The organism is Timonella senegalensis JC301, assembly GCF_000312125.1.
GTDB lineage: Bacteria > Actinomycetota > Actinomycetes > Actinomycetales > Cellulomonadaceae > Timonella > Timonella senegalensis.
In genome coordinates this window covers 36,650-54,151 of record NZ_HE978642.1, presented here as the reverse complement: position 1 = coordinate 54,151, position 17,502 = coordinate 36,650, and the positions used below count along the sequence as shown (strand labels likewise).

The window sequence follows — 17,502 nt, the reverse complement described above, 5'->3', positions numbered from 1 at the left end:
CGCCCCTCACCTTGGAGCACCCCATGAATGGTTACACCACCGCCGACATCACGATGTCGGCTCCGTCCATTGATCGCCAGTCCGAAATTCTTACCGACGATGCACTCGAGTTTCTGCTCGCACTCCACCAAGCGTTTGAGTCGCGTCGCGCTGAGCTTCTCCGCGCCCGCCAGGACACTCGCAAGCGGATCGCGAACGGGGCCGACCCCCGGTTCCTCCCCGAGACCGAGCACATCCGCAACGACTCCTCGTGGCGTGTTGCGCCCCTGGCCCCAGGCCTAGAGGACCGCCGTGTGGAAATCACGGGACCCGTTGACCGCAAGATGACGATCAACGCCCTGAACTCGGGCGCCAAGGTGTGGCTCGCCGACATGGAGGACTCCTCCACCCCCAACTGGGAGAACGTCATCAACGGCCAGGTGAACCTGCGTGACGTGCTCTCCCGCTCGATCGACTTCACGTCGCCCGAGGGCAAGGAGTACCGCCTCACTGGTTCCACGCTCACCGACCTGCCCACGATCGTGGTTCGTCCGCGCGGCTGGCACCTGGTGGAGCGCCACATGACGATTGGCGACCGCCCTATCTCGGGTGCGCTGTTCGACTTTGGCCTGTACTTCTTCCACAATGCCAAGAACCTCATTGCGCAGGGCCGCGGACCGTACTTCTACCTGCCAAAGCTGGAGAACCACCTCGAGGCACGCCTGTGGAATGACGTGTTCATCCTGGCTCAGGACCTCCTGGGCATCGAGCAGGGCACCATCCGCGCAACGGTCCTCATTGAGACCATCACGGCAGCATTCGAGATGGAAGAGATCCTGTACGAGCTGCGCGACCACGCTGCCGGCCTCAACGCTGGACGTTGGGACTACATCTTCTCCGTGATCAAGAACTTCCGTTCCCGCGGAGCCCGGTTTGTGCTTCCGGACCGCGCGCAGGTCACCATGACCCAGCCGTTCATGCGCACCTACACCGAGCAGCTTGTGCGTGCGTGCCACCGCCGTGGCGCGAGCGCAATCGGCGGCATGGCTGCGTTCATCCCGAACCGCAGGGACGAGCAGGCAAACGCGATCGCGATGGAGCGCGTGAACGCCGACAAGACCCGCGAGGCCTGCGACGGCTTCGATGGCTCCTGGGTAGCTCACCCTGACCTCGTGCCCGTTGCCCGCGCAGTGTTCGATGGCGTGCTCGGGGAGAACCCAAACCAGATTGCACGCACCCGAGAGGACGTGACCCCGGACGACCGCGGGCTGCTCAACATCGAGTCCACGGACGGCGAGGTCACCGAGGCCGGAATCCGAGGAAACATCGAGGTGGCCCTGCGCTACATCGAGTCGTGGCTGCGCGGAAACGGCGCTGTTGCGATCCACAACCTCATGGAGGATGCGGCTACCGCCGAGATCGCCCGATCCCAGGTATGGCAGTGGATCCACCACCAGACTCAGACCGAGACAGGCCGGCCTCTGACCCGCGCCTGGGCGCGCCGCATCACCGCAGAAGAGTTCTCTCGCCTCGAGCGTTTCGAGGGAGATAGGTTTGACGATGCCCTCGAAATCTTCGAGGTCTCGGCTCTCGAGGAGGAGTATCCGACCTTCCTCACCATCCCGGCGTACACCTGCTACCTCCGCGACCCGGAGCCGGCGCTGTCCGCCTAGTCCACCCGCCGGCCACGCCGGCACACGCATAGCGGGTTGCACCCTTCACTGGGTGCAACCCGCTCTTACGTTCTGGCTATGTAGTTGTGTGGCTCAGCGTGTCTGATGGCAAGAGGTTGGCCGTGCGGCTCTCGCCACGCTCGGCGGTTCTCGCCACGTTCGGCGACTCAAGCCAAGCCGCGTAGGTCAGCGCAGTCCGGCTGGGCGCGCGAGCGCCAACTCGATGAGCTCAGTGACAAGTTCGCTGTAGGGCAGGCCCGTGCGCTCCCACATGCGTGGGTACATCGACACCGGCGTAAAGCCAGGCATCGTGTTGATCTCGTTCACGATCACGCTGCCATCCTCCTGGACGAACACGTCCACGCGGGACAGGCCCTCACAGCCGAGAGCATCAAACGTGCGTACCGCAATGTCGCGGACCAACTCGGTGACGTCCTCAGGCAGGTCGGCCGGGCACGACAACTGCACGGCTTCCTCGTCCAAGTACTTGGCCTCGAAGTCGTAGAACTCGTGGTCAGACTCGCCGGACACCGCAATCTCTCCGGGGTACGACGCACGCGACGGGTTGCCCTCGCCTCCGCCCAGTACCGCGCACTCGATCTCGCGTCCCACGATTCCGACCTCGATCAGGACCTTGGGGTCGTGCTTGTGTGCGTAGGTCAGCGCCTCGTCCAGCTGGTCGGCCGACGTGATGCGGGAGATTCCGAGCGAGGAGCCTGCACGCGCTGGCTTCACAAAAGCCGGGTATCCCAGCTGCTCAACCTTGGCCACGATCTCCTCGCGCGAGCGCTGCCATTCTCCCGGCTGCACGGTGATGAACGGGGTCACGGGGATGTTGTTGCCCTGGAGCACAACCTTCATGTGGTGCTTGTCCATGCCTGTCGCCGAGGCGAACACACCGGGTCCTACATAGCGCAGATCCGCTAGGTCGAGGAGGCCCTGCAGGGTCCCGTCCTCACCGAATGGCCCGTGGACGAGTGGGAACACTACGTCGACGGTGCCAACGGACTCGATCTTTCCGTCCCGGACTACGCGCAGCTCGCTGCTACCCATGGCGAGGGGAAGGATGACCTCAGTGCCGTTGTCCTGAACAAATGGGAGGCCGTCCTCGCCGGTCACCACGTCGGTGAGGTCCTGGTCGAGCAGCACCCACTGACCGCCGCGGGTGATTCCCACGGGGATGATGTCGAAGCGGGTACGGTCAATCGCACCAAGCACCGACTTGGCCGTGATGCAAGAAATTGGGTGTTCGCCGGAACGCCCACCGAAGAGCACGACTACGCTTGTGCGGCTCTGTGCGGGGGCAGATTGTTCGGTCTGTGTCTGGGATGCGGACAAGTTACTCATCGGGTGAGACTTTACCGGAGTTTCCGGCTTAATCTCATTACTATGACCGGCGATACGCAAAATTTCACACACCCTTCCCAGACCTCGGATTCGCAGCGGGGAGGTGAGGCGTCCGCTGACAGTGCAAAGGAACCCGAATCGCCCCACGGCGCAGGCCTCGCGCCGGCCACCGTTGCGGTGACGTCGGGCCGCCCGGACCGGGTCCAGGGCTCCCCCGTGAATCCGCCGATCGTCATGTCTTCCACCTACGTGTCCCAGGGTGTTGCCGCTCCCGGTGAGCTCATGTACACCCGCATGGACACGGAAACGTGGCAACCATTCGAGCAGGCGGTGGCGGATCTGGAGCAGGCCGCTGTCCCTGGCGTCGTGTTTGGTTCCGGTATGGCAGCCATTGCGGCGGTGTTCTCATTCGTGCCTGCGGGCGGCAAGGTTGTGCTCCCCCGCCACGCCTACCAGGTGACCCTTGGGTTCGCCCAGGATCTTGCCGAGCGTTATGACGTGCGGGTGGAGAAGGTCGACGTGGCCGACACCGAGTCCACCATCGCCGCCTTCGAGGGCGCCGACCTAGTCCTGATCGAGTCCCCCACCAACCCCATGCTCGAGGTCGCCGACCTCCCCGCCCTCATCGACGCGGCCCATAGCGCTGGCGCGCTCGTGGCCGTGGACAACACGTTTGCTACGCCACTGCTCCAGCGGCCCCTATCCATGGGAGCCGACCTTGTGCTGCACTCTGCCACCAAATACCTCGCCGGGCACTCGGACGTGGTGCTCGGGATCGTGGTGTCCAACTCCGAACACCTGGTGAACACCGTGCGCGCCTACCGGACCTTGCATGGATCGATCGCCGGACCGTTTGAGGTGTGGCTCGCGCTTCGGGGCCTGCGCACGCTCGCACTGCGTGTTCGTGCAGCCGGCGAGAACGCCCTAGAACTCGCCCGCCGCCTAGAGGCTCACCCCAAGGTCGCCGCAGTGCGTTTCCCCGGCCTACCCACCGATCCCGGGCACGAGCGCGCCGCCGCACTCATGGGCGGTTTCGGCGCTATCATCGGCCTTGAGCCCGTGGGCGGCCTCGAGGAGGCCGACAAGGTCATCGCCGCGCTCAACGTCTGGACTCCGGCCACCAGCCTCGGCGGGGTCGAGTCCACAATCGAGCGGCGCCGCCGCTTCGCCACCGAGTCCCAGACCGTCCCCGAGAACCTGCTTCGCATGAGCGTCGGCATCGAGGACGTCGAGGACCTGTGGGCTGACCTTGCAGGAGCTCTGGATCAGCTGTGAGGGCTGCGAACGCTAATCACAAGGGAAGCTGCGCACGCTGATCGGAAATAGGAACTCCGCGAAGCGAGTTTCTGCTGTAGGTCAGCGGCAGCCTCTTCCCGAGCTCTCAGCACAACTCGCCGGTCCAACAAGTCGATAACCTTCATCAAATCCACGCCATCACGGTTCTGCATGTCGGGTGGATCGATGATGACTGCACCTTGAGTTGGTCTCCTCGTACACAATGCCGGTTAGCGCGGTTCGAGCAGAAAGTCAAATATGCTAGAATCCTCGTTACCGCGACGAGGCGGGTGACCAGAGGATTCCCGATGCCTAGTGTTCTTGACCGCTGCGAACAAAACCGCTCGCTGACTTGTTTACTCCCCTTGGGTCAAATTACTTCGCTCTTACAAATTAATCATGCAGCGAAGTAGGCGGAGAATGGCGCTAGGGGTTGCGGGGCTGCTGACTATCGTCGGGGTTATCGCTGCAGTTGTTTCGTGGAAGGCGATAATGCCGGCTGGGCGGGGCGATACAGAAGCAATGTGGGTGGATCACAGTTCAGAAGTGACTGTTGTTCGAAATCCATCAATCATGAGTGATGCTGTGCTCTACAATGGCTCATTCTCCGTCGGGCAAGATGGCTGTCTCTACGTCACTGTGCTCGAGGAAGAAGAGACCACGTATTTAGCGGCAACCAATCCCTCGGCAACGATCAATCAGGACGCGGTGTCCGATCGCGGCATTTCCTACAAAATGGGCGACACGGCTTGGTTCAGTAAGGCAGTTTTGCGGGGACAGCTGCCCTCGAAGGGATTGTCTATGTGCCAGGGTGCGAGTGAGGTATTCGGTGTCTCGCTGGCGGCAACCCCTGATCCTTGATCGACCGACCGCCACATTGCATTTGCCCTCGCGGTCGCGCGAAACAAGGTCGGTGCAGCGGCGCGGTGCCGGCGGTACACGTTGCGCAGGTACTCGCGAACGAACTCTTCGACCTGCCGGTGGTGGGGTCCCCCACCCGCCTGCACGTCCGAGTCCCTCGCTTCACCTGCACCAACCCCACCTGCGCCAGGAAGATCTTTCAGATCTCCCTGCCATGCGCCGACGATGGAGCCAAGTTGACCGACCGGGTGAACCGTTCCATGTCGTCTACCTGTCCGCCGAGAAACTTACCGGATGTCGGCAACACCTGCAGCGTGAAACCACCGGAGGGCGGGAACAAGGACGATCCACTGTACAAGCACCGCCGGGCCCTGTTGACCAGGACCGACTACCTCACCAAGCGGCAGAAACAACGACTAGATCTGCTGTGGGACACCGACGGCAAGTTCATCGCCCGTCACGCTGCTACCGCGTGCGGACGGTGTTCTTCGCTGGCCGGAAGAACGTCACACCGCACACGCTGCGGCACACCTGCGCGATGAGTCTGCTGCACGCTGGGATCGACACCGCGAACATCGCGCTCTGGCACGGGCACGCGAACATCCAGACCACGCAGATCTACTTCCATGCCGACCTCGAACTCAAACGCCGGACCCTGGAACGCGTCCCTGCAGTCGATGAGCGACCGCCAGTTCGCTACCGAGCCTCGGATGCTCTCATCGCGTTCCTCTAGGACCGGTGAGCCCCACACGGTTATGTTGACCGTCTCAGGCGCCCACCCCGCCAGAACAGGGCGCCGACCAAGCCGGTCAACATAACCCCGAGGTCGACATACCATCGCGAGATCGCTACTCGAAGCCGGAGGATTCAGACCCCACATACACCCTTGATTGCTAAGAGCCCGAAAAGGGAAATAGACGAGTATCCACGTGAAGTCTCTGGACCTTCAATCACAACTTATGTATCCTTCAGAAGGAACCCGCTATTCGGATCTCCTTCTAAGACAGCAGTGCTCTAAGTTCGCGCCAAGTCGATTGCTTTTCATGACTAGATCCAATCGAAGGGAAATGGCTCTATGATAACGAGGATCGACTCCGAGAATGAGTTATTCTTCCGAGCGATTGCGAGACGCAGCCCCGTAGAGTTGGGCAGCGAGTATGCGAGAACAATCGTTCTTCTTCATCCGGGCAGCGAAATCAAAGACGACGGCGGGTTTCCATTCCGGGCACCAAATTCAGACGACGAACGCCTCGGCGAAATGCGGGAAAGGGAACTAGAGCGTGTTTTCCTCTCCGTGCTAGGTAGCAGATTCGCTTGTTCCCTGGCGGTATATGCCGGGTTCTTGCACGGAGAGAATTTTCAGAAACTAATCAATCCTGAAGGAGTGAAGTATGACGGAGACCTCAGATACATTCTCTTTAACGGGGAACTCGGAGAATCGCTATTTAGTACGGTCTCCAGCCGTTGGAGCGCTTCTCACATAGTAGAACTCAGTTTCCTATGGGCGAGAGATCGATCGTGGCTTATGGCGTCCACTCCGGACACTGCAGTCACAATTATTGGGTGCAATGATGAGCTGGCCGATAGCCTTATTGCTGCCAAGAACCTGGACGCATTCGACTGGCCTTTGAGTGACCAGATGATTCCCTAGCTCCGTAACCAAGATGGCGACGAGGATCCAGCTGGTCCTCGCCGCCACAGTCGTCCTCACTACGAGACAGTGCCTATGTCGGAATCAGTATGCCGCGCACTCCTTGCCGTTGTGCTTAAACGATTTGACCGCACTCTTGATACCGAAGTTCCCATAGGCCGGTGTAAAGCCAACCGGGAACGTAATTGCAGCGGTTCCTATTGCTCGATAGGCAGCGGGACTGTATGTGCACTTCAGATCTCCACCTTTGCGGGCGGAGCCGTAGAGTGAGTTTTCGGTGTTTACTAGGCCGAGTCGAGTTCCATCAGTCATTCGAGTCTGAATGCGGAGTGTAGTCTTCCTTTCATACCCGCCCGTCCCCTTGCAAATAACCACCAAGTGCGCATTGATGGTCTGTTTGCTGGAGTATGTGCTCGGATGTGGATAGTCGTATGAACCGGTACAGGTAACCGTTGCTACAACGATCGAACCCGTCAAACCGGCTCTACCGGTCTTTTCCTCGTATTTGACGGCTTCTCCCAGGCTAAACTCTTCGCCAGGCTCTACTTCGATGATCTCGTCGGGGGAGAGGCCAAATGCTTGTTCGAATGAAACTGTTGTTGGCTCTGGTTCATCGCTGCTGGAATTGTGAGTCACGGGCAATGCTGATGCGGTTGTTAATGACAGTGAAAAAGCTACTGTCAATGGGATTATGGTTCTCAGGATCTTCATTGGTCCTAACCTTGATTCAGTTGATGGTTGCATCTCCTAGCGGTGGCTAGTCTTTCATGGGGCAAGCTGCAATCCTAAGACTAGGGTCCCAGAAAAGTGTTGGGAGCGTTCCCATCTTTGGGAACTGAGATCGAGTGTTTTTGGCGCCTGTAAGCAGTTTCTTGGCTCTTCACGATTGAGGGTGCAGCGCGGGTCTGAAGCCTCCGGCTTCGAGCAAGCTGCGCGCGATGTAGTGGGTGGGGTTCTGGAAGCCGAGCGCGGAGCCGCGGAGGTGCTCGAGCCGACCGTTGATCGCTTCCGTCGGCCCGTTGCTGGTGCCGGGCCGGTCGAAGAACGCGACGATGTCCGCGGCGCGCTGCGTCATGGTGCGGCCGAGCTTGCGGATCTCGACGAGTGCGGCGGGGACCCCGGTGGTGATCGCGGTGATCACGGCCTGCATCATCTCCTTGGCCTTCTTCTTGTCGGGTTCACGGTAGGCGGCGACGATGCGCTGGTAGATGCCCCAGGTCGCTTCGACCTTGACGTGCTCCTCGCAGCCGAACACCGCGTCCAGCCGAATGCGTTGTCGGTCGGTGAGCAGGTCCGCGCCGGTGTGCAGGGTGCCGCGCGCCTTGTAGAGAGGGTCGTTCTTCATCCCGCGGCGGCCGAACAGGTCCTGCTGAACGCGCCTGCGGCACTGGTCCAACGCGTCGCCGGCGAGGCGGACAACGTGGAAGGGATCCATGACCGGGACGGCGTCGGGGAGTTCTTCGGCGGCGGCGGTCTTGAACCCCGTGAACCCTGGGGGCACCTCCCACGCGTGGGGGACCATCGCGACTACCTCGATCGCCTTCGACCACTCCTCCGGCCGCGCGGCGAGCCACTGCTTGAAAACCGCCTTCGAGCGGCCCTCGGCCATGTCCAGCAACCTGGCCGGCCCGGTCTTCTCGCGGGCCGGGGTGAGGTCGATGATCACGGTCACATACTTTTCGCCGAACCTCGTGTGACGCCAGACACTGGGCCCCCATCGAGAGCGCAGCGTGCGGGGAGTCGTCGACACCGATCGTGGTCACCCCGTCGAACCTCGCCGGGTCGTCGATCAGGCGTCGCTTGCTTTCGGCGAGGACGGCGGCGTTCGCGGCGCTCCAGGACACCCCGAGACCGGCGGCGACGCGGGTGACGGTGAGATGGTCGACGACGATGCCCCGCAGCGCCCACTCCAGACCACCGCGGGAGATCTTCGCCCTCGGCGCAGCCGCCCGCGTCATGTCCTGCCGCCACGTGCGCCGGCAGTGCGCGCACCGGTACCGGCGCACCCGCACCAGCAGCGTCGTCGGCCGGTGCCCGAACGGCTCTTGCGCGAGCCGACGCATCACCGTGTCCCGCGGCACGCCTTCGGCGCCGCACTTGCGGCACCATGGGTCGTCCTCGACGACGCGGCACTCTAGCACCGCCCGATCGGTCTCAAGCAGTTGGCCGACGGCGACGAGCCCGAGCTCGTCGAGGCGGCAGAACGTGGTCAGGTCAGGGATCGCGAACGTAGGGTGGAGCAAGTCGAGGTCTTTCGGGATGGCAAGCGTGAAGAACTTCCATCATCCGGGAGACCTCGGCCCCTACCCGGCCGCCAACATGCTCAACCGACTACACCCTCGTTCACGAAGAGCCAGTTTCTTCCTGAAACGGTTATCTCGAATTTGTTTTGTCTGGGCAATGGTTGCGGTGTGCAATCCACCAATCAATTCTTTTCGACGGTAAGGCTGAGCTCTTGTGAATAATGGGGTCTTCGCGTTTGGGAGTGTGCAGTTGCGCCGTGATGGGGATTCGGGATGGCACAACATACAGAGGCCTTGGCCGGTACAAGATGAGAGGTGCGAAGCCGTCATCTGACCAAACCAGGACCCTAACGTGCACACTACTGGCAACCTCGTAGCCGACACCATCTGCCGCACCGCAGAACTCGGCCTGACGATCACCGACGCCGCCGACGCAGGCACCCTCACCATCATCAACGCCGACCCAGTGGACGTGGCCGACACCTGCCCGGACTGCGCGATGCCCGGGGTGAAGCGGGACCACATCCGGCGTCGACTCGTCGACCTGCCGGACACCTGGGCGTTCTACCAGGAACGATCTACGCGTACGGGCACCCGGCCCGGGCACGGGGTAAGAAGCTGATGAGCAGGGTGGTCGACACGCTGCGCAAGGTCCAGCCTGCAGGACTGGAGGAGTTGGCACACTTTGGTCGGACTCTGTGGCGCCGGCGGACCGACTTCCTCGCCTACTTCGACATCGGTGCGTCCTACAGGCCGGTTGAGGCGATCAATGGACACCTGGCGCACCTGCGCGGGATCACTCTGGGATTCAAGAATCAGGACCACTACATCTTGAAGTCACTGACCCACTCAGGCCAGTTACAGGACCGGATCAACACACTGTAAAACGCGAAGAACCCAGTTTCGTCGATTATCAGTCGGGGTACGGGGATCGCACGCGTCACAGGCCGTACTGCGCGCCCTCAGCCTTCTGGGGGCGGGACAGCAAGCGACGGGTCATCTCGTCGACGGGCAAGCCGTCATACAGGACGGCAACCACTGCGTTCGTGATGGGCATTTCGACGCCCTGGTGCTGCGCGAGCGCGGCCACGGAGCGGCAGGACTTGGCGCCCTCGGCGGTTCCGCCGGTCTCGGCGACCGCCTGGTCAAGGGTCAGGCCCTGGCCGATGTGCTTACCCAGCGTGTGGTTGCGGGACAGCGGCGACGCGCACGTGGCGATGAGGTCGCCCATGCCCGCGAGCCCCTGGAAGGTCTCAAGTTCCGCGCCGAGCTTCAGGCCCAGTCGGGTGATCTCAGCGAGGCCGCGCGTGATGATGGTCGCCGTGGTGTTGTGGCCAAAGCCCTTGCCCTGGGCCATACCCACAGCCACCGCGATGACGTTCTTGACGGCTCCGCACAGCTCCACACCCACGAGGTCGTGGTTGGTGTACGGGCGGAAGTACGAGTTCGAGCTCGCCGCGGCCACCTTGGCAACGTTGTCGGCGTTGACACCCGAAACCACCGTGGCAGTGGGCTGCTTGGCAGCGATTTCGGCCGCGAGGTTCGGTCCGGAGACCACCACGACGCGATCGAGCGGGAGATTCAGCGCCTCGCACAGGACTTCGCTCATGCGCTGGTCCGTGCCGAGTTCGACACCCTTCATGAGGGACACCGCGATCGCATCCGGGCCCACGAGTGGGGCGATCGGCGCGAGAATCTGGCGCGCTGACTGGGACGGAATCGCAACGATGACCAGTTCGGCGCCATCAAGTGCCTCCTGAGCGTCCGTGGTCGCACGAATGGCAGGGTGCAGGTCCACGCCGGCAAGGCGCTTGCTGTTCGTGTGCGCAGAGTTGATCTCGGACGCAGTCTCCTGATCGCGGCCCCAGATCGTCACCTCTCCCCCAGCGTCCGCGAGGACCTGGGCGAACGTGGTGCCCCACGCACCCATTCCGAGAACTGCCGACTTCATAAGAACTTCCTTACTGCTTACTTACTGCTTTCTGGCTGAGGCCAGGACACCGCACAAGGTGTGCGAGTGTGGGTACGCGGACCGTTGGACGGAATGGCTGCCAGCGAGTGGCTAATAGCTGGAGGCAACTAGCCGGCGGCCACTAGCCAACGGGACGCGGAACTAAGACTTCGAGGGGACATAAAACGTGACCGGAGGCTCCTCGCCTCGATGCTTCGCCACGATCTCGGTGATAGCCCGCATGATGCGGTCCGTGGCCTCGCGCAGGAGGGCGGAGTCGATTTCCTTGTCATAGAGGTCCGAAAGGTCAACCGGCGTACCTGCCTCAACAATCAGGGTCTTGCGCGGGAACAGTTTGAGCATCTTTGCACCTCGCGGAAGCAGATCGAGTTGACCCCACTGCCCGAGCGGGATGACCGGAGCCTTGGTGGCGAGCGCCATACGAGCGACTCCCGTGTGTCCCTGCATAGGCCAGCCGTTAGGGTCCTTAGTCAGCGTCCCCTCCGGGTAGACCGCGATGCAAAAACCCTGTGCTAGACGCATGTCTGCAACCTCAAGGCTCTCCTTAGCGCGAGCAGAACCACGGAACACGGGAATCATCGCGAGTTTACGCAAGAGGAAGCCGAGCACTGGAACACGGAACAGCGATTCCTTGGCCAAAACGCGCGGAGGACGGCCATTGACGTAGAGGTAATGCGCCATCATCAGCGGATCGATCAGGGAGGCATGGTTCGCTGCAACAATGATCCCGCCCTCTTTGGGCAGGTTCTCCTGGCCATACCACTTGAGCCTGCCAAGCACGTTCATGGTGGGACGCACAATCGCGGCGGCTACGCGAAACCAAGCGTTCTTACCGGGCGTCGCGTTCTCGATGACGAGATCCGAAGCTGCGGGATTTTCGGGAGTGTTCACCGCACTAGGTTACCGCGAACTGCGCCAGCCCTTGGCGGGCTGACAAACCCATGACAACGAAAGCGCGCCCACTCGGAATGGTTTCCGAGTGGGCGCGCCTTCAACGTGCAGGGCGTGCAAGTGGATCAGGCCATCTCAAACTTTGCGCCGAGAGCCTCGAGCTTGCCGCGGAAGTTCTCGTAGCCGCGGTCGATCAGCTGGATGCCGCGCACCGAGGAACGACCGTCGGCGGCGAGCGCTGCGATGAGGTGCGAGAAGCCACCACGCAGGTCAGGAACCACAATGTCCGCCGCCTTGAGCGGGGTTGGGCCCGCGATGACTGCAGAGTGCTTGAAGTTGCGCTGGCCGAAGCGGCACTCGGTGCCGCCGAGGCACTCCTTGTATACCTGGATCTGAGCGCCCATGCCGTTCAGAGCGTCGGTGAAGCCGAAGCGGTTCTCGTAGACCGTCTCGTGGACGATCGACAGTCCCTTGGCCTGAGTCAGGGCGACAACGAGTGGCTGCTGCCAGTCCGTCATGAAGCCTGGGTGAACGTCCGTTTCAAGGACGATCGACTTGAGTTCGCCACCTGGGTGGAAGAATCGGATGCCGTCGTCACGGACCTCGAACTCGCCGCCGACCTTGCGGAAGGTGTTGAGGAAGGCAGTCATCTCGGGCTGGGTAGCGCCCTTAACAAAGATGTCGCCGTGGGTAGCAAGCGCAGCCGAGGCCCACGAAGCGGCCTCAATGCGGTCAGCCAGAGCGGTGTGCGAGTAGCCCTCAAGCTTGGCCACGCCCTCGATCTGGATCACGCGGTCTGTGCGGACCGTGATGATAGCGCCCATCTTCTGCAGGACATTGATCAGGTCCATGATCTCTGGCTCGATCGCGGCGTTGGAGAGCTCGGTGATGCCCTCCGCACGGACGGCGGTGAGGAGGAGCTGCTCAGTTGCACCAACCGAAGGATAAGGGAGCTCGATCTTGGCACCCTTGAGGCCGTTTGGCGCCGACAGGAAGATGCCATTTGGACGCTTGTCCACAACAGCGCCGAACTGGCGGAGGATGCTCAGATGAAAGTCAATGGGGCGGTCGCCGATGCGGCAACCACCGAGGTCAGGGATGAAGGCTTCCCCCAGGCGGTGAAGCAGCGGGCCACAGAAGAGAATCGGAATGCGGCTAGCTCCAGCGTGCGCATCGATGTCGGCGACGTGTGCAGACTCAACGTTGCTTGGGTCCAGGTTTAGGACACCCTTCTCAACGTCCCACTTCACCTTCACACCGTGAAGCTCAAGGAGGCCCGAGACAACGTGAACATCACGGATGTCAGGAATGTTGCGCAGTTCGGAAGGGGTCTCCCCGAGAAGTGCAGCAACCATTGCTTTAGACACAAAGTTCTTTGCACCGCGCACTGTGATGGTTCCGTCGAGCGGGATACCGCCGTTGACGTAGATCAAATCTGTCATGTGTAAATCGTCGCCTATCTCGTGGCCGATGGTGTGGATCGACTCACGCCGCTCCCAATGCCTTCTCCGTATGAACACAAACATGGGTGAGGGCATTCCGTGCAGCCCAACTCTACGCGTGGCAAGACCTGCGCACCGTGAGAGATTCGCCTCATGTGGTTCTCGTACCCCGCCGGTACCGCACCGCCAAGGACATGAGACGCCTGCCAAAAGTTTACCGAGGAAACGAGGATCTGTGAAAGAAACCCAGCCATATCGTCGATAATCATGCAGTGCAGCTCCGCCGCCTGCGGCGGGGCGTTCTGCCCATGTGACGTTCGACTAACGGGTGCGCTGGCGCAGGGCCTCATACATGAGCAAAGTAGCCGCGTTTCCAGCGTTCAGCGAACTTGCGGCACCCGCCATCGGGATGCTCAACGTCACGTCAGCAGCCTCGCGCCAGGCCTTGGAAAGGCCGTTGGTTTCGTTGCCCACCAGCACCAAAACGGGCTGGGTGAAATCGAAGTCCCACACGGGGGTCTCACCGTGCTCGTCAGTCGCGGCTACCACAATGGGCACGCCCGCTGCGCGCTGCTCCGCCACCCACGCCATCACGGTCTCCACCGAGTTCTCCCGCACGGTGGGCAGCGAGAAGATCGAACCGGTCGAGGCGCGCACTGCCTTCTGGTCATAAGGGTCGGCCCCGTGGCCCGAAACGATCAGGCCCGCAGCACCGAGCGCGTCTGCGGATCGGATGATCGTGCCCACGTTGCCCGGCTGAGTAGGGCGGTCAAATACGAGGCCGAGGAAGTCCGAGTCCACGGGAATGCGCGCGAGGTCGTCCTGCGGCATCTCCACCACAGCCAGCATCTCCGTGGCGCCCTCGTCCTTGCCGCTCAGCTCCGCCATGAGCTCGGACGACATCGCGATCGTCTCGGCGTCCATGGTCAGGAGCTCACGAGCCCACTGGGAGAGCTTCTGGTCCGCCGCAAAGATGAGCGTGCGGATCTTCCAACCCTGCTCCACCGCGAGAGTGATCGGGCGGACCCCCTGCACAAGGAACTCACCGGCGCGCGTGCGCTTGGTGCGGTTGTTGAGGATCGCCTCCAACTGCTGGAAACGAGCGTTCCTCACCGAAATCCTGAAATGGCTCACGCCGCTCCTCCTAGTTTGGCTGTCCTGATCGGCTGCCAGGTAATGTCCTCGGCCAATTTTAGCCGTGCAGGGTGGTTGGGTCGAAGCCGCGTGCCGCGGGTGGTGGTGACGGACGCAGTTGGTGGTGTTGATGGGCGCAGTTGGTGGTGTTGATGGGCGCAGTTGGTGGGCCAAGAGGGGACTTAGGGCAAAAGAAGCCCGACCCTCGCCGTAAGGCGTGAGTCGGGCTTCCTTGCTTGTGAGTGGGTGTAACTTACGCGTCCGCACCTTCAACTGGGCGGGCTGCCTCAATGTGAACGTTTGGCTCGTGCTTTGCTGGCAGAGTCAGCGGACGCCACGATGCGCGGTGTGCCTCGAACTCGGTGATGTCGCCCTCGTTCTGAAGCGTCAGTCCGATGTCGTCGAGGCCCTCCATGAGGCGCCAGCGGGTGTAGTCATCGATCTGGAACTGAACGGTGACGTCACCAGCGGATGCGGTGCGAGTCTCGAGGTCAACGGAGACCTCGGTGCCTGGGTTGGTCTCGAGGACCTTCCACAGGAGCTCGATGTCCTCTGGAGCAACGATGCCGGCCACGAGGCCCTGCTTGCCCGAGTTGCCGCGGAAGATGTCCGCAAAGCGGGAGGACAGGACCACGCGGAAGCCGTAGTCCTTGAGCGCCCACACAGCGTGCTCACGCGAGGAACCTGTACCAAAGTCAGGACCTGCAACGAGTACGGAACCGGACTTGTATGCGTCCTGGTTCAGTACGAACTCTGGGTCGTTACGCCATGCCGAGAACAGTGCGTCCTCAAAGCCCGTGCGCGTGACGCGCTTGAGGTAGACGGCTGGGATGATCTGGTCGGTGTCAACGTTTGAGCGACGCAGCGGAACGCCCACACCGGTGTGCTTGATGAACTTTTCCATGATTTTGCTTCTCTTTTCCGGCGGTGAGGCTCAGGCGTTAACGAGTGCGAGGTCGGCTGGCGAGGACAGCGTTCCGCGGATCGCCGTTGCAGCAGCCACGAGTGGGGACACGAGGTGCGTGCGTCCGCCCTTACCCTGGCGACCCTCAAAGTTACGGTTCGAGGTGGACGCTGCGCGCTCCCCCGGCTTGAGCTGGTCAGGGTTCATGCCGAGGCACATGGAACAGCCGGCGTTACGCCACTCTGCACCGAACTCCTTGAACACAGCGTCGAGGCCCTCGGCCTCTGCCTGGAGGCGAACGCGTGCGGAGCCTGGAACCACCAGGACGCGGACGTCATCGTGCTTCTTCTGGCCCTTGATGACGTCCACTACAGCGCGGAGGTCCTCGATGCGGCCGTTGGTGCACGAGCCGATGAACACGGTGTCGACCTTGATGTCGCGAAGTGGCGCGCCAGGGGTCAGGCCCATGTACTCGATCGCGCGCTCGGCGGCCACGCGGTCGTTCTCGTCAGCGATCTCGGAAGGAACCGGGACGTTAGCTGAGAGTGGGAGGCCCTGTCCTGGGTTGGTTCCCCAGGTAACGAATGGCTCGATGTCCTTGGCCTCGAGGTCAACAACAGCGTCAAATACGGCGTCGTCGTCGGTCTTGAGGGTGGACCAGTACTCAACTGCGGCATCCCAGTCTGCACCCTCAGGTGCGTGTGGGCGGCCCTGCAGGTAGTCAAAGGTGGTCTGGTCAGGTGCGATCATTCCCGCACGTGCGCCAGCCTCGATCGACATGTTGCAGATGGTCATGCGACCTTCCATGGACAGCTTGCGGATAGCCTCGCCGCGGTACTCGAGCACGTAGCCCTGTCCGCCACCGGTTCCGATCTTCGCGATGATCGCGAGGATGATGTCCTTGGCGGTCGATCCCTCTGGAAGGTCTCCGTTGATGTTGATCGCCATGGTCTTGAACGGCTGCAGTGGGAGCGTCTGGGTAGCCAGAACGTGCTCAACCTCTGAGGTTCCGATACCAAACGCGAGTGCACCGAATGCGCCGTGGGTCGAGGTGTGGGAGTCGCCGCACACAACGGTCAGGCCGGGCATGGTCAAACCGAGCTGTGGACCAACAACGTGCACGATGCCCTGGTCGGCGTCACCCAGTGAGTGGATGCGGATGCCGAACTCCTTGGCGTTGTTACGCAGGGTGTCGATCTGGGTGCGCGAGGTCAGGTCAGCAATCGGACGGTCAATGTTGAGCGTCGGAGTGTTGTGGTCCTCGGTAGCGATGGTGAGGTCTGGGCGACGCACTTGGCGTCCCGCAAGGCGTAGCCCCTCGAATGCCTGTGGGGAGGTGACCTCGTGTACGAGGTGGAGGTCAATGTAAAGGAGGTCGGGTGAACCATCCGTGCCACTACGCACGAGGTGTGCATCCCATACCTTCTCAGCCAATGTGCCGGCCATGATTTATCCTCTCTCAACCGCGAATCTGGTAGTCGCAGCGATGTTGGTTGTTCCTAATCGGAGAGTCTACTTGCATTCTCGCCACTTGAGACTGCAATATCAATACATGGACAATTCTAGTGGAGTCGGCGTACTCGATAAGGCAGCGGCAGTTCTCGGCGCTCTCGAGGCGGGTCCTGCCACCCTTGCACAGCTTGTTGCAGCAACCCACCTTGCACGGCCAACCGCGCACCGTCTGGCAGTTGCGCTAGAACATCACCGTCTGGTCACCCGTGACATGCAGGGCCGCTTTATCCTCGGCCCACGCCTGAACGAGCTTGCCACCGCAGCAGGTGAAGACCGCCTGCTCGCCGCAGCAAACCCAGTTCTCGCAGCACTCCGTGACCACACTGGCGAGAGCGCGCAACTGTACCGCCGCCAAGGCGACCAGCGCATTTGCGTTGCCGCAGCTGAGCGTCCGGTCGGCCTACGCGACTCGATCCCAGTTGGCGCGACCCTCACAATGCAGGCAGGTTCCGCTGCTCAAATCCTACTCGCGTGGGAGGAACCTGACCGTTTGCACCGCGGACTCCAGGGCTCCAAGTTCACCGCGACCATCCTCTCCGGCGTTCGCCGCCGCGGTTGGGCACAGTCGGTATCCGAACGTGAAGTGGGCGTGGCCTCCGTATCCGCACCGGTTCGCGG

At 61.9% G+C, this 17,502-nt stretch carries 16 protein-coding genes and 2 pseudogenes; 9 read left to right on the top strand and 9 right to left on the bottom strand.

The features are described from left to right. Positions 1 to 23 precede the first annotated feature (23 nt). Positions 24 to 1,652, top strand: coding sequence for a malate synthase A (gene aceB / locus HGSM_RS04775; RefSeq protein WP_019147607.1), 1,629 nt, complete (start codon positions 24 to 26; stop codon positions 1,650 to 1,652). 186 nt (positions 1,653 to 1,838) lie between these two features. Here the strand turns inward: aceB and HGSM_RS04770 are convergent, their stop codons facing one another. After that, a complete protein-coding gene (locus tag HGSM_RS04770; RefSeq protein WP_019147606.1) occupies positions 1,839 to 2,999 on the bottom strand; it encodes a D-alanine--D-alanine ligase family protein in 1,161 nt (386 codons plus the stop codon). Positions 3,000 to 3,041: 42 nt separating this feature from the next. On the opposite strand from HGSM_RS04770, the gene HGSM_RS04765 reads away from it, so the two are divergent. The 5 genes and pseudogenes from HGSM_RS04765 (at position 3,042) to HGSM_RS13630 (ending at position 6,786) form a co-directional block, all read left to right on the top strand. Continuing rightward, positions 3,042 to 4,274 carry a trans-sulfuration enzyme family protein gene (locus HGSM_RS04765; RefSeq protein ID WP_019147605.1) on the top strand — a complete coding sequence of 411 codons (1,233 nt, stop codon included), beginning with the start codon at positions 3,042 to 3,044 and terminating at the stop codon, positions 4,272 to 4,274. Between the two features lie 420 nt (positions 4,275 to 4,694). Then, positions 4,695 to 5,135, top strand: a complete 441-nt coding sequence (locus HGSM_RS04760; RefSeq protein ID WP_019147604.1) for a hypothetical protein — start codon at positions 4,695 to 4,697, stop codon at positions 5,133 to 5,135. Positions 5,136 to 5,239: 104 nt separating this feature from the next. Then, positions 5,240 to 5,392, top strand: a pseudogene (locus tag HGSM_RS14810) (ISL3 family transposase); the annotation flags it as partial. Continuing rightward, positions 5,350 to 5,868 carry a tyrosine-type recombinase/integrase gene (locus HGSM_RS15075; RefSeq protein ID WP_407635107.1) on the top strand — a complete coding sequence of 173 codons (519 nt, stop codon included), beginning with the start codon at positions 5,350 to 5,352 and terminating at the stop codon, positions 5,866 to 5,868. The pseudogene HGSM_RS14810 and the gene HGSM_RS15075, both read left to right, overlap by 43 nt. A gap of 342 nt (positions 5,869 to 6,210) precedes the next feature. After that, positions 6,211 to 6,786 carry a hypothetical protein gene (locus HGSM_RS13630; protein ID WP_019147602.1) on the top strand — a complete coding sequence of 192 codons (576 nt, stop codon included), beginning with the start codon at positions 6,211 to 6,213 and terminating at the stop codon, positions 6,784 to 6,786. An 84-nt stretch (positions 6,787 to 6,870) separates the two neighbouring features. On the opposite strand, the gene HGSM_RS14360 is transcribed toward HGSM_RS13630, so the two are convergent. Both HGSM_RS14360 and HGSM_RS04745 read right to left on the bottom strand, forming a co-directional pair. Next, positions 6,871 to 7,497 (bottom strand): hypothetical protein, encoded by a 627-nt coding sequence (locus HGSM_RS14360; RefSeq protein ID WP_154646250.1) that lies wholly within the window; start codon positions 7,495 to 7,497, stop codon positions 6,871 to 6,873. Between the two features lie 169 nt (positions 7,498 to 7,666). After that, positions 7,667 to 9,029: pseudogene (locus tag HGSM_RS04745) on the bottom strand (ISL3 family transposase). A gap of 352 nt (positions 9,030 to 9,381) precedes the next feature. Between HGSM_RS04745 and HGSM_RS14800 the strand changes: the two are divergent. Both HGSM_RS14800 and HGSM_RS14795 read left to right on the top strand, forming a co-directional pair. Further along, the gene (locus tag HGSM_RS14800; protein ID WP_019147599.1) at positions 9,382 to 9,651 is read left to right on the top strand and encodes a hypothetical protein; all 270 of its coding nucleotides are present in this window, start codon (positions 9,382 to 9,384) and stop codon (positions 9,649 to 9,651) included. Next, positions 9,651 to 9,914: a transposase gene (locus HGSM_RS14795; protein ID WP_019147598.1), complete on the top strand. Its 264-nt coding sequence runs from the start codon at positions 9,651 to 9,653 to the stop codon at positions 9,912 to 9,914. The genes HGSM_RS14800 and HGSM_RS14795 overlap by 1 nt, the downstream gene beginning before the upstream one ends. A 55-nt stretch (positions 9,915 to 9,969) precedes the next feature. Here HGSM_RS14795 and HGSM_RS04730 read toward each other — a convergent pair whose 3' ends face one another. From HGSM_RS04730 to leuC, 6 genes are all read right to left on the bottom strand, one after another. Next, entirely contained in the window at positions 9,970 to 10,980 is a 1,011-nt protein-coding gene (locus HGSM_RS04730) for an NAD(P)H-dependent glycerol-3-phosphate dehydrogenase (RefSeq protein WP_019147597.1), read from the bottom strand. A gap of 162 nt (positions 10,981 to 11,142) precedes the next feature. Continuing rightward, on the bottom strand, positions 11,143 to 11,892 hold the full coding sequence (locus HGSM_RS04725; RefSeq protein ID WP_019147596.1) for a lysophospholipid acyltransferase family protein: 750 nt from the start codon (positions 11,890 to 11,892) through the stop codon (positions 11,143 to 11,145). A 125-nt stretch (positions 11,893 to 12,017) separates the two neighbouring features. Beyond that, positions 12,018 to 13,334: a UDP-N-acetylglucosamine 1-carboxyvinyltransferase gene (gene murA, locus HGSM_RS04720; RefSeq protein WP_019147595.1), complete on the bottom strand. Its 1,317-nt coding sequence runs from the start codon at positions 13,332 to 13,334 to the stop codon at positions 12,018 to 12,020. Positions 13,335 to 13,655: 321 nt separating this feature from the next. After that, a complete protein-coding gene (locus HGSM_RS04715; protein ID WP_040594663.1) occupies positions 13,656 to 14,468 on the bottom strand; it encodes a TrmH family RNA methyltransferase in 813 nt (270 codons plus the stop codon). A 253-nt stretch (positions 14,469 to 14,721) separates the two neighbouring features. Further along, positions 14,722 to 15,372 (bottom strand): 3-isopropylmalate dehydratase small subunit, encoded by a 651-nt coding sequence (gene leuD / locus HGSM_RS04710; RefSeq protein WP_019147593.1) that lies wholly within the window; start codon positions 15,370 to 15,372, stop codon positions 14,722 to 14,724. A 30-nt stretch (positions 15,373 to 15,402) separates the two neighbouring features. Then, complete coding sequence (leuC, locus tag HGSM_RS04705; RefSeq protein WP_019147592.1) at positions 15,403 to 16,818, bottom strand: 3-isopropylmalate dehydratase large subunit; 1,416 nt, start codon at positions 16,816 to 16,818, stop codon at positions 15,403 to 15,405. Positions 16,819 to 16,924: 106 nt separating this feature from the next. On the opposite strand from leuC, the gene HGSM_RS04700 reads away from it, so the two are divergent. Next, positions 16,925 to 17,502, top strand: a 578-nt coding sequence (locus tag HGSM_RS04700; protein WP_019147591.1) for an IclR family transcriptional regulator, incomplete at its 3' end; no start/stop codon positions are given.

Excerpts from the sequence above, each read along its gene's own strand:
- HGSM_RS14795 (WP_019147598.1), top strand. The coding sequence starts at position 9,651 with ATGAGCAGGGTGGTCGACACGCTGCGCAAGGTCCAGCCTGCAGGACTG.
- HGSM_RS04760 (WP_019147604.1), top strand. The coding sequence starts at position 4,695 with ATGGCGCTAGGGGTTGCGGGGCTGCTGACTATCGTCGGGGTTATCGCT.
- HGSM_RS15075 (WP_407635107.1), top strand. The coding sequence starts at position 5,350 with ATGCGCCGACGATGGAGCCAAGTTGACCGACCGGGTGAACCGTTCCAT.
- HGSM_RS13630 (WP_019147602.1), top strand. The coding sequence starts at position 6,211 with ATGATAACGAGGATCGACTCCGAGAATGAGTTATTCTTCCGAGCGATT.
- leuD (WP_019147593.1), bottom strand. The coding sequence starts at position 15,372 with ATGGAAAAGTTCATCAAGCACACCGGTGTGGGCGTTCCGCTGCGTCGC.
- HGSM_RS04770 (WP_019147606.1), bottom strand. The coding sequence starts at position 2,999 with ATGAGTAACTTGTCCGCATCCCAGACACAGACCGAACAATCTGCCCCC.
- aceB (WP_019147607.1), top strand. The coding sequence starts at position 24 with ATGAATGGTTACACCACCGCCGACATCACGATGTCGGCTCCGTCCATT.
- HGSM_RS04765 (WP_019147605.1), top strand. The coding sequence starts at position 3,042 with ATGACCGGCGATACGCAAAATTTCACACACCCTTCCCAGACCTCGGAT.
- HGSM_RS14360 (WP_154646250.1), bottom strand. The coding sequence starts at position 7,497 with ATGAAGATCCTGAGAACCATAATCCCATTGACAGTAGCTTTTTCACTG.
- leuC (WP_019147592.1), bottom strand. The coding sequence starts at position 16,818 with ATGGCCGGCACATTGGCTGAGAAGGTATGGGATGCACACCTCGTGCGT.
- murA (WP_019147595.1), bottom strand. The coding sequence starts at position 13,334 with ATGACAGATTTGATCTACGTCAACGGCGGTATCCCGCTCGACGGAACC.
- HGSM_RS04730 (WP_019147597.1), bottom strand. The coding sequence starts at position 10,980 with ATGAAGTCGGCAGTTCTCGGAATGGGTGCGTGGGGCACCACGTTCGCC.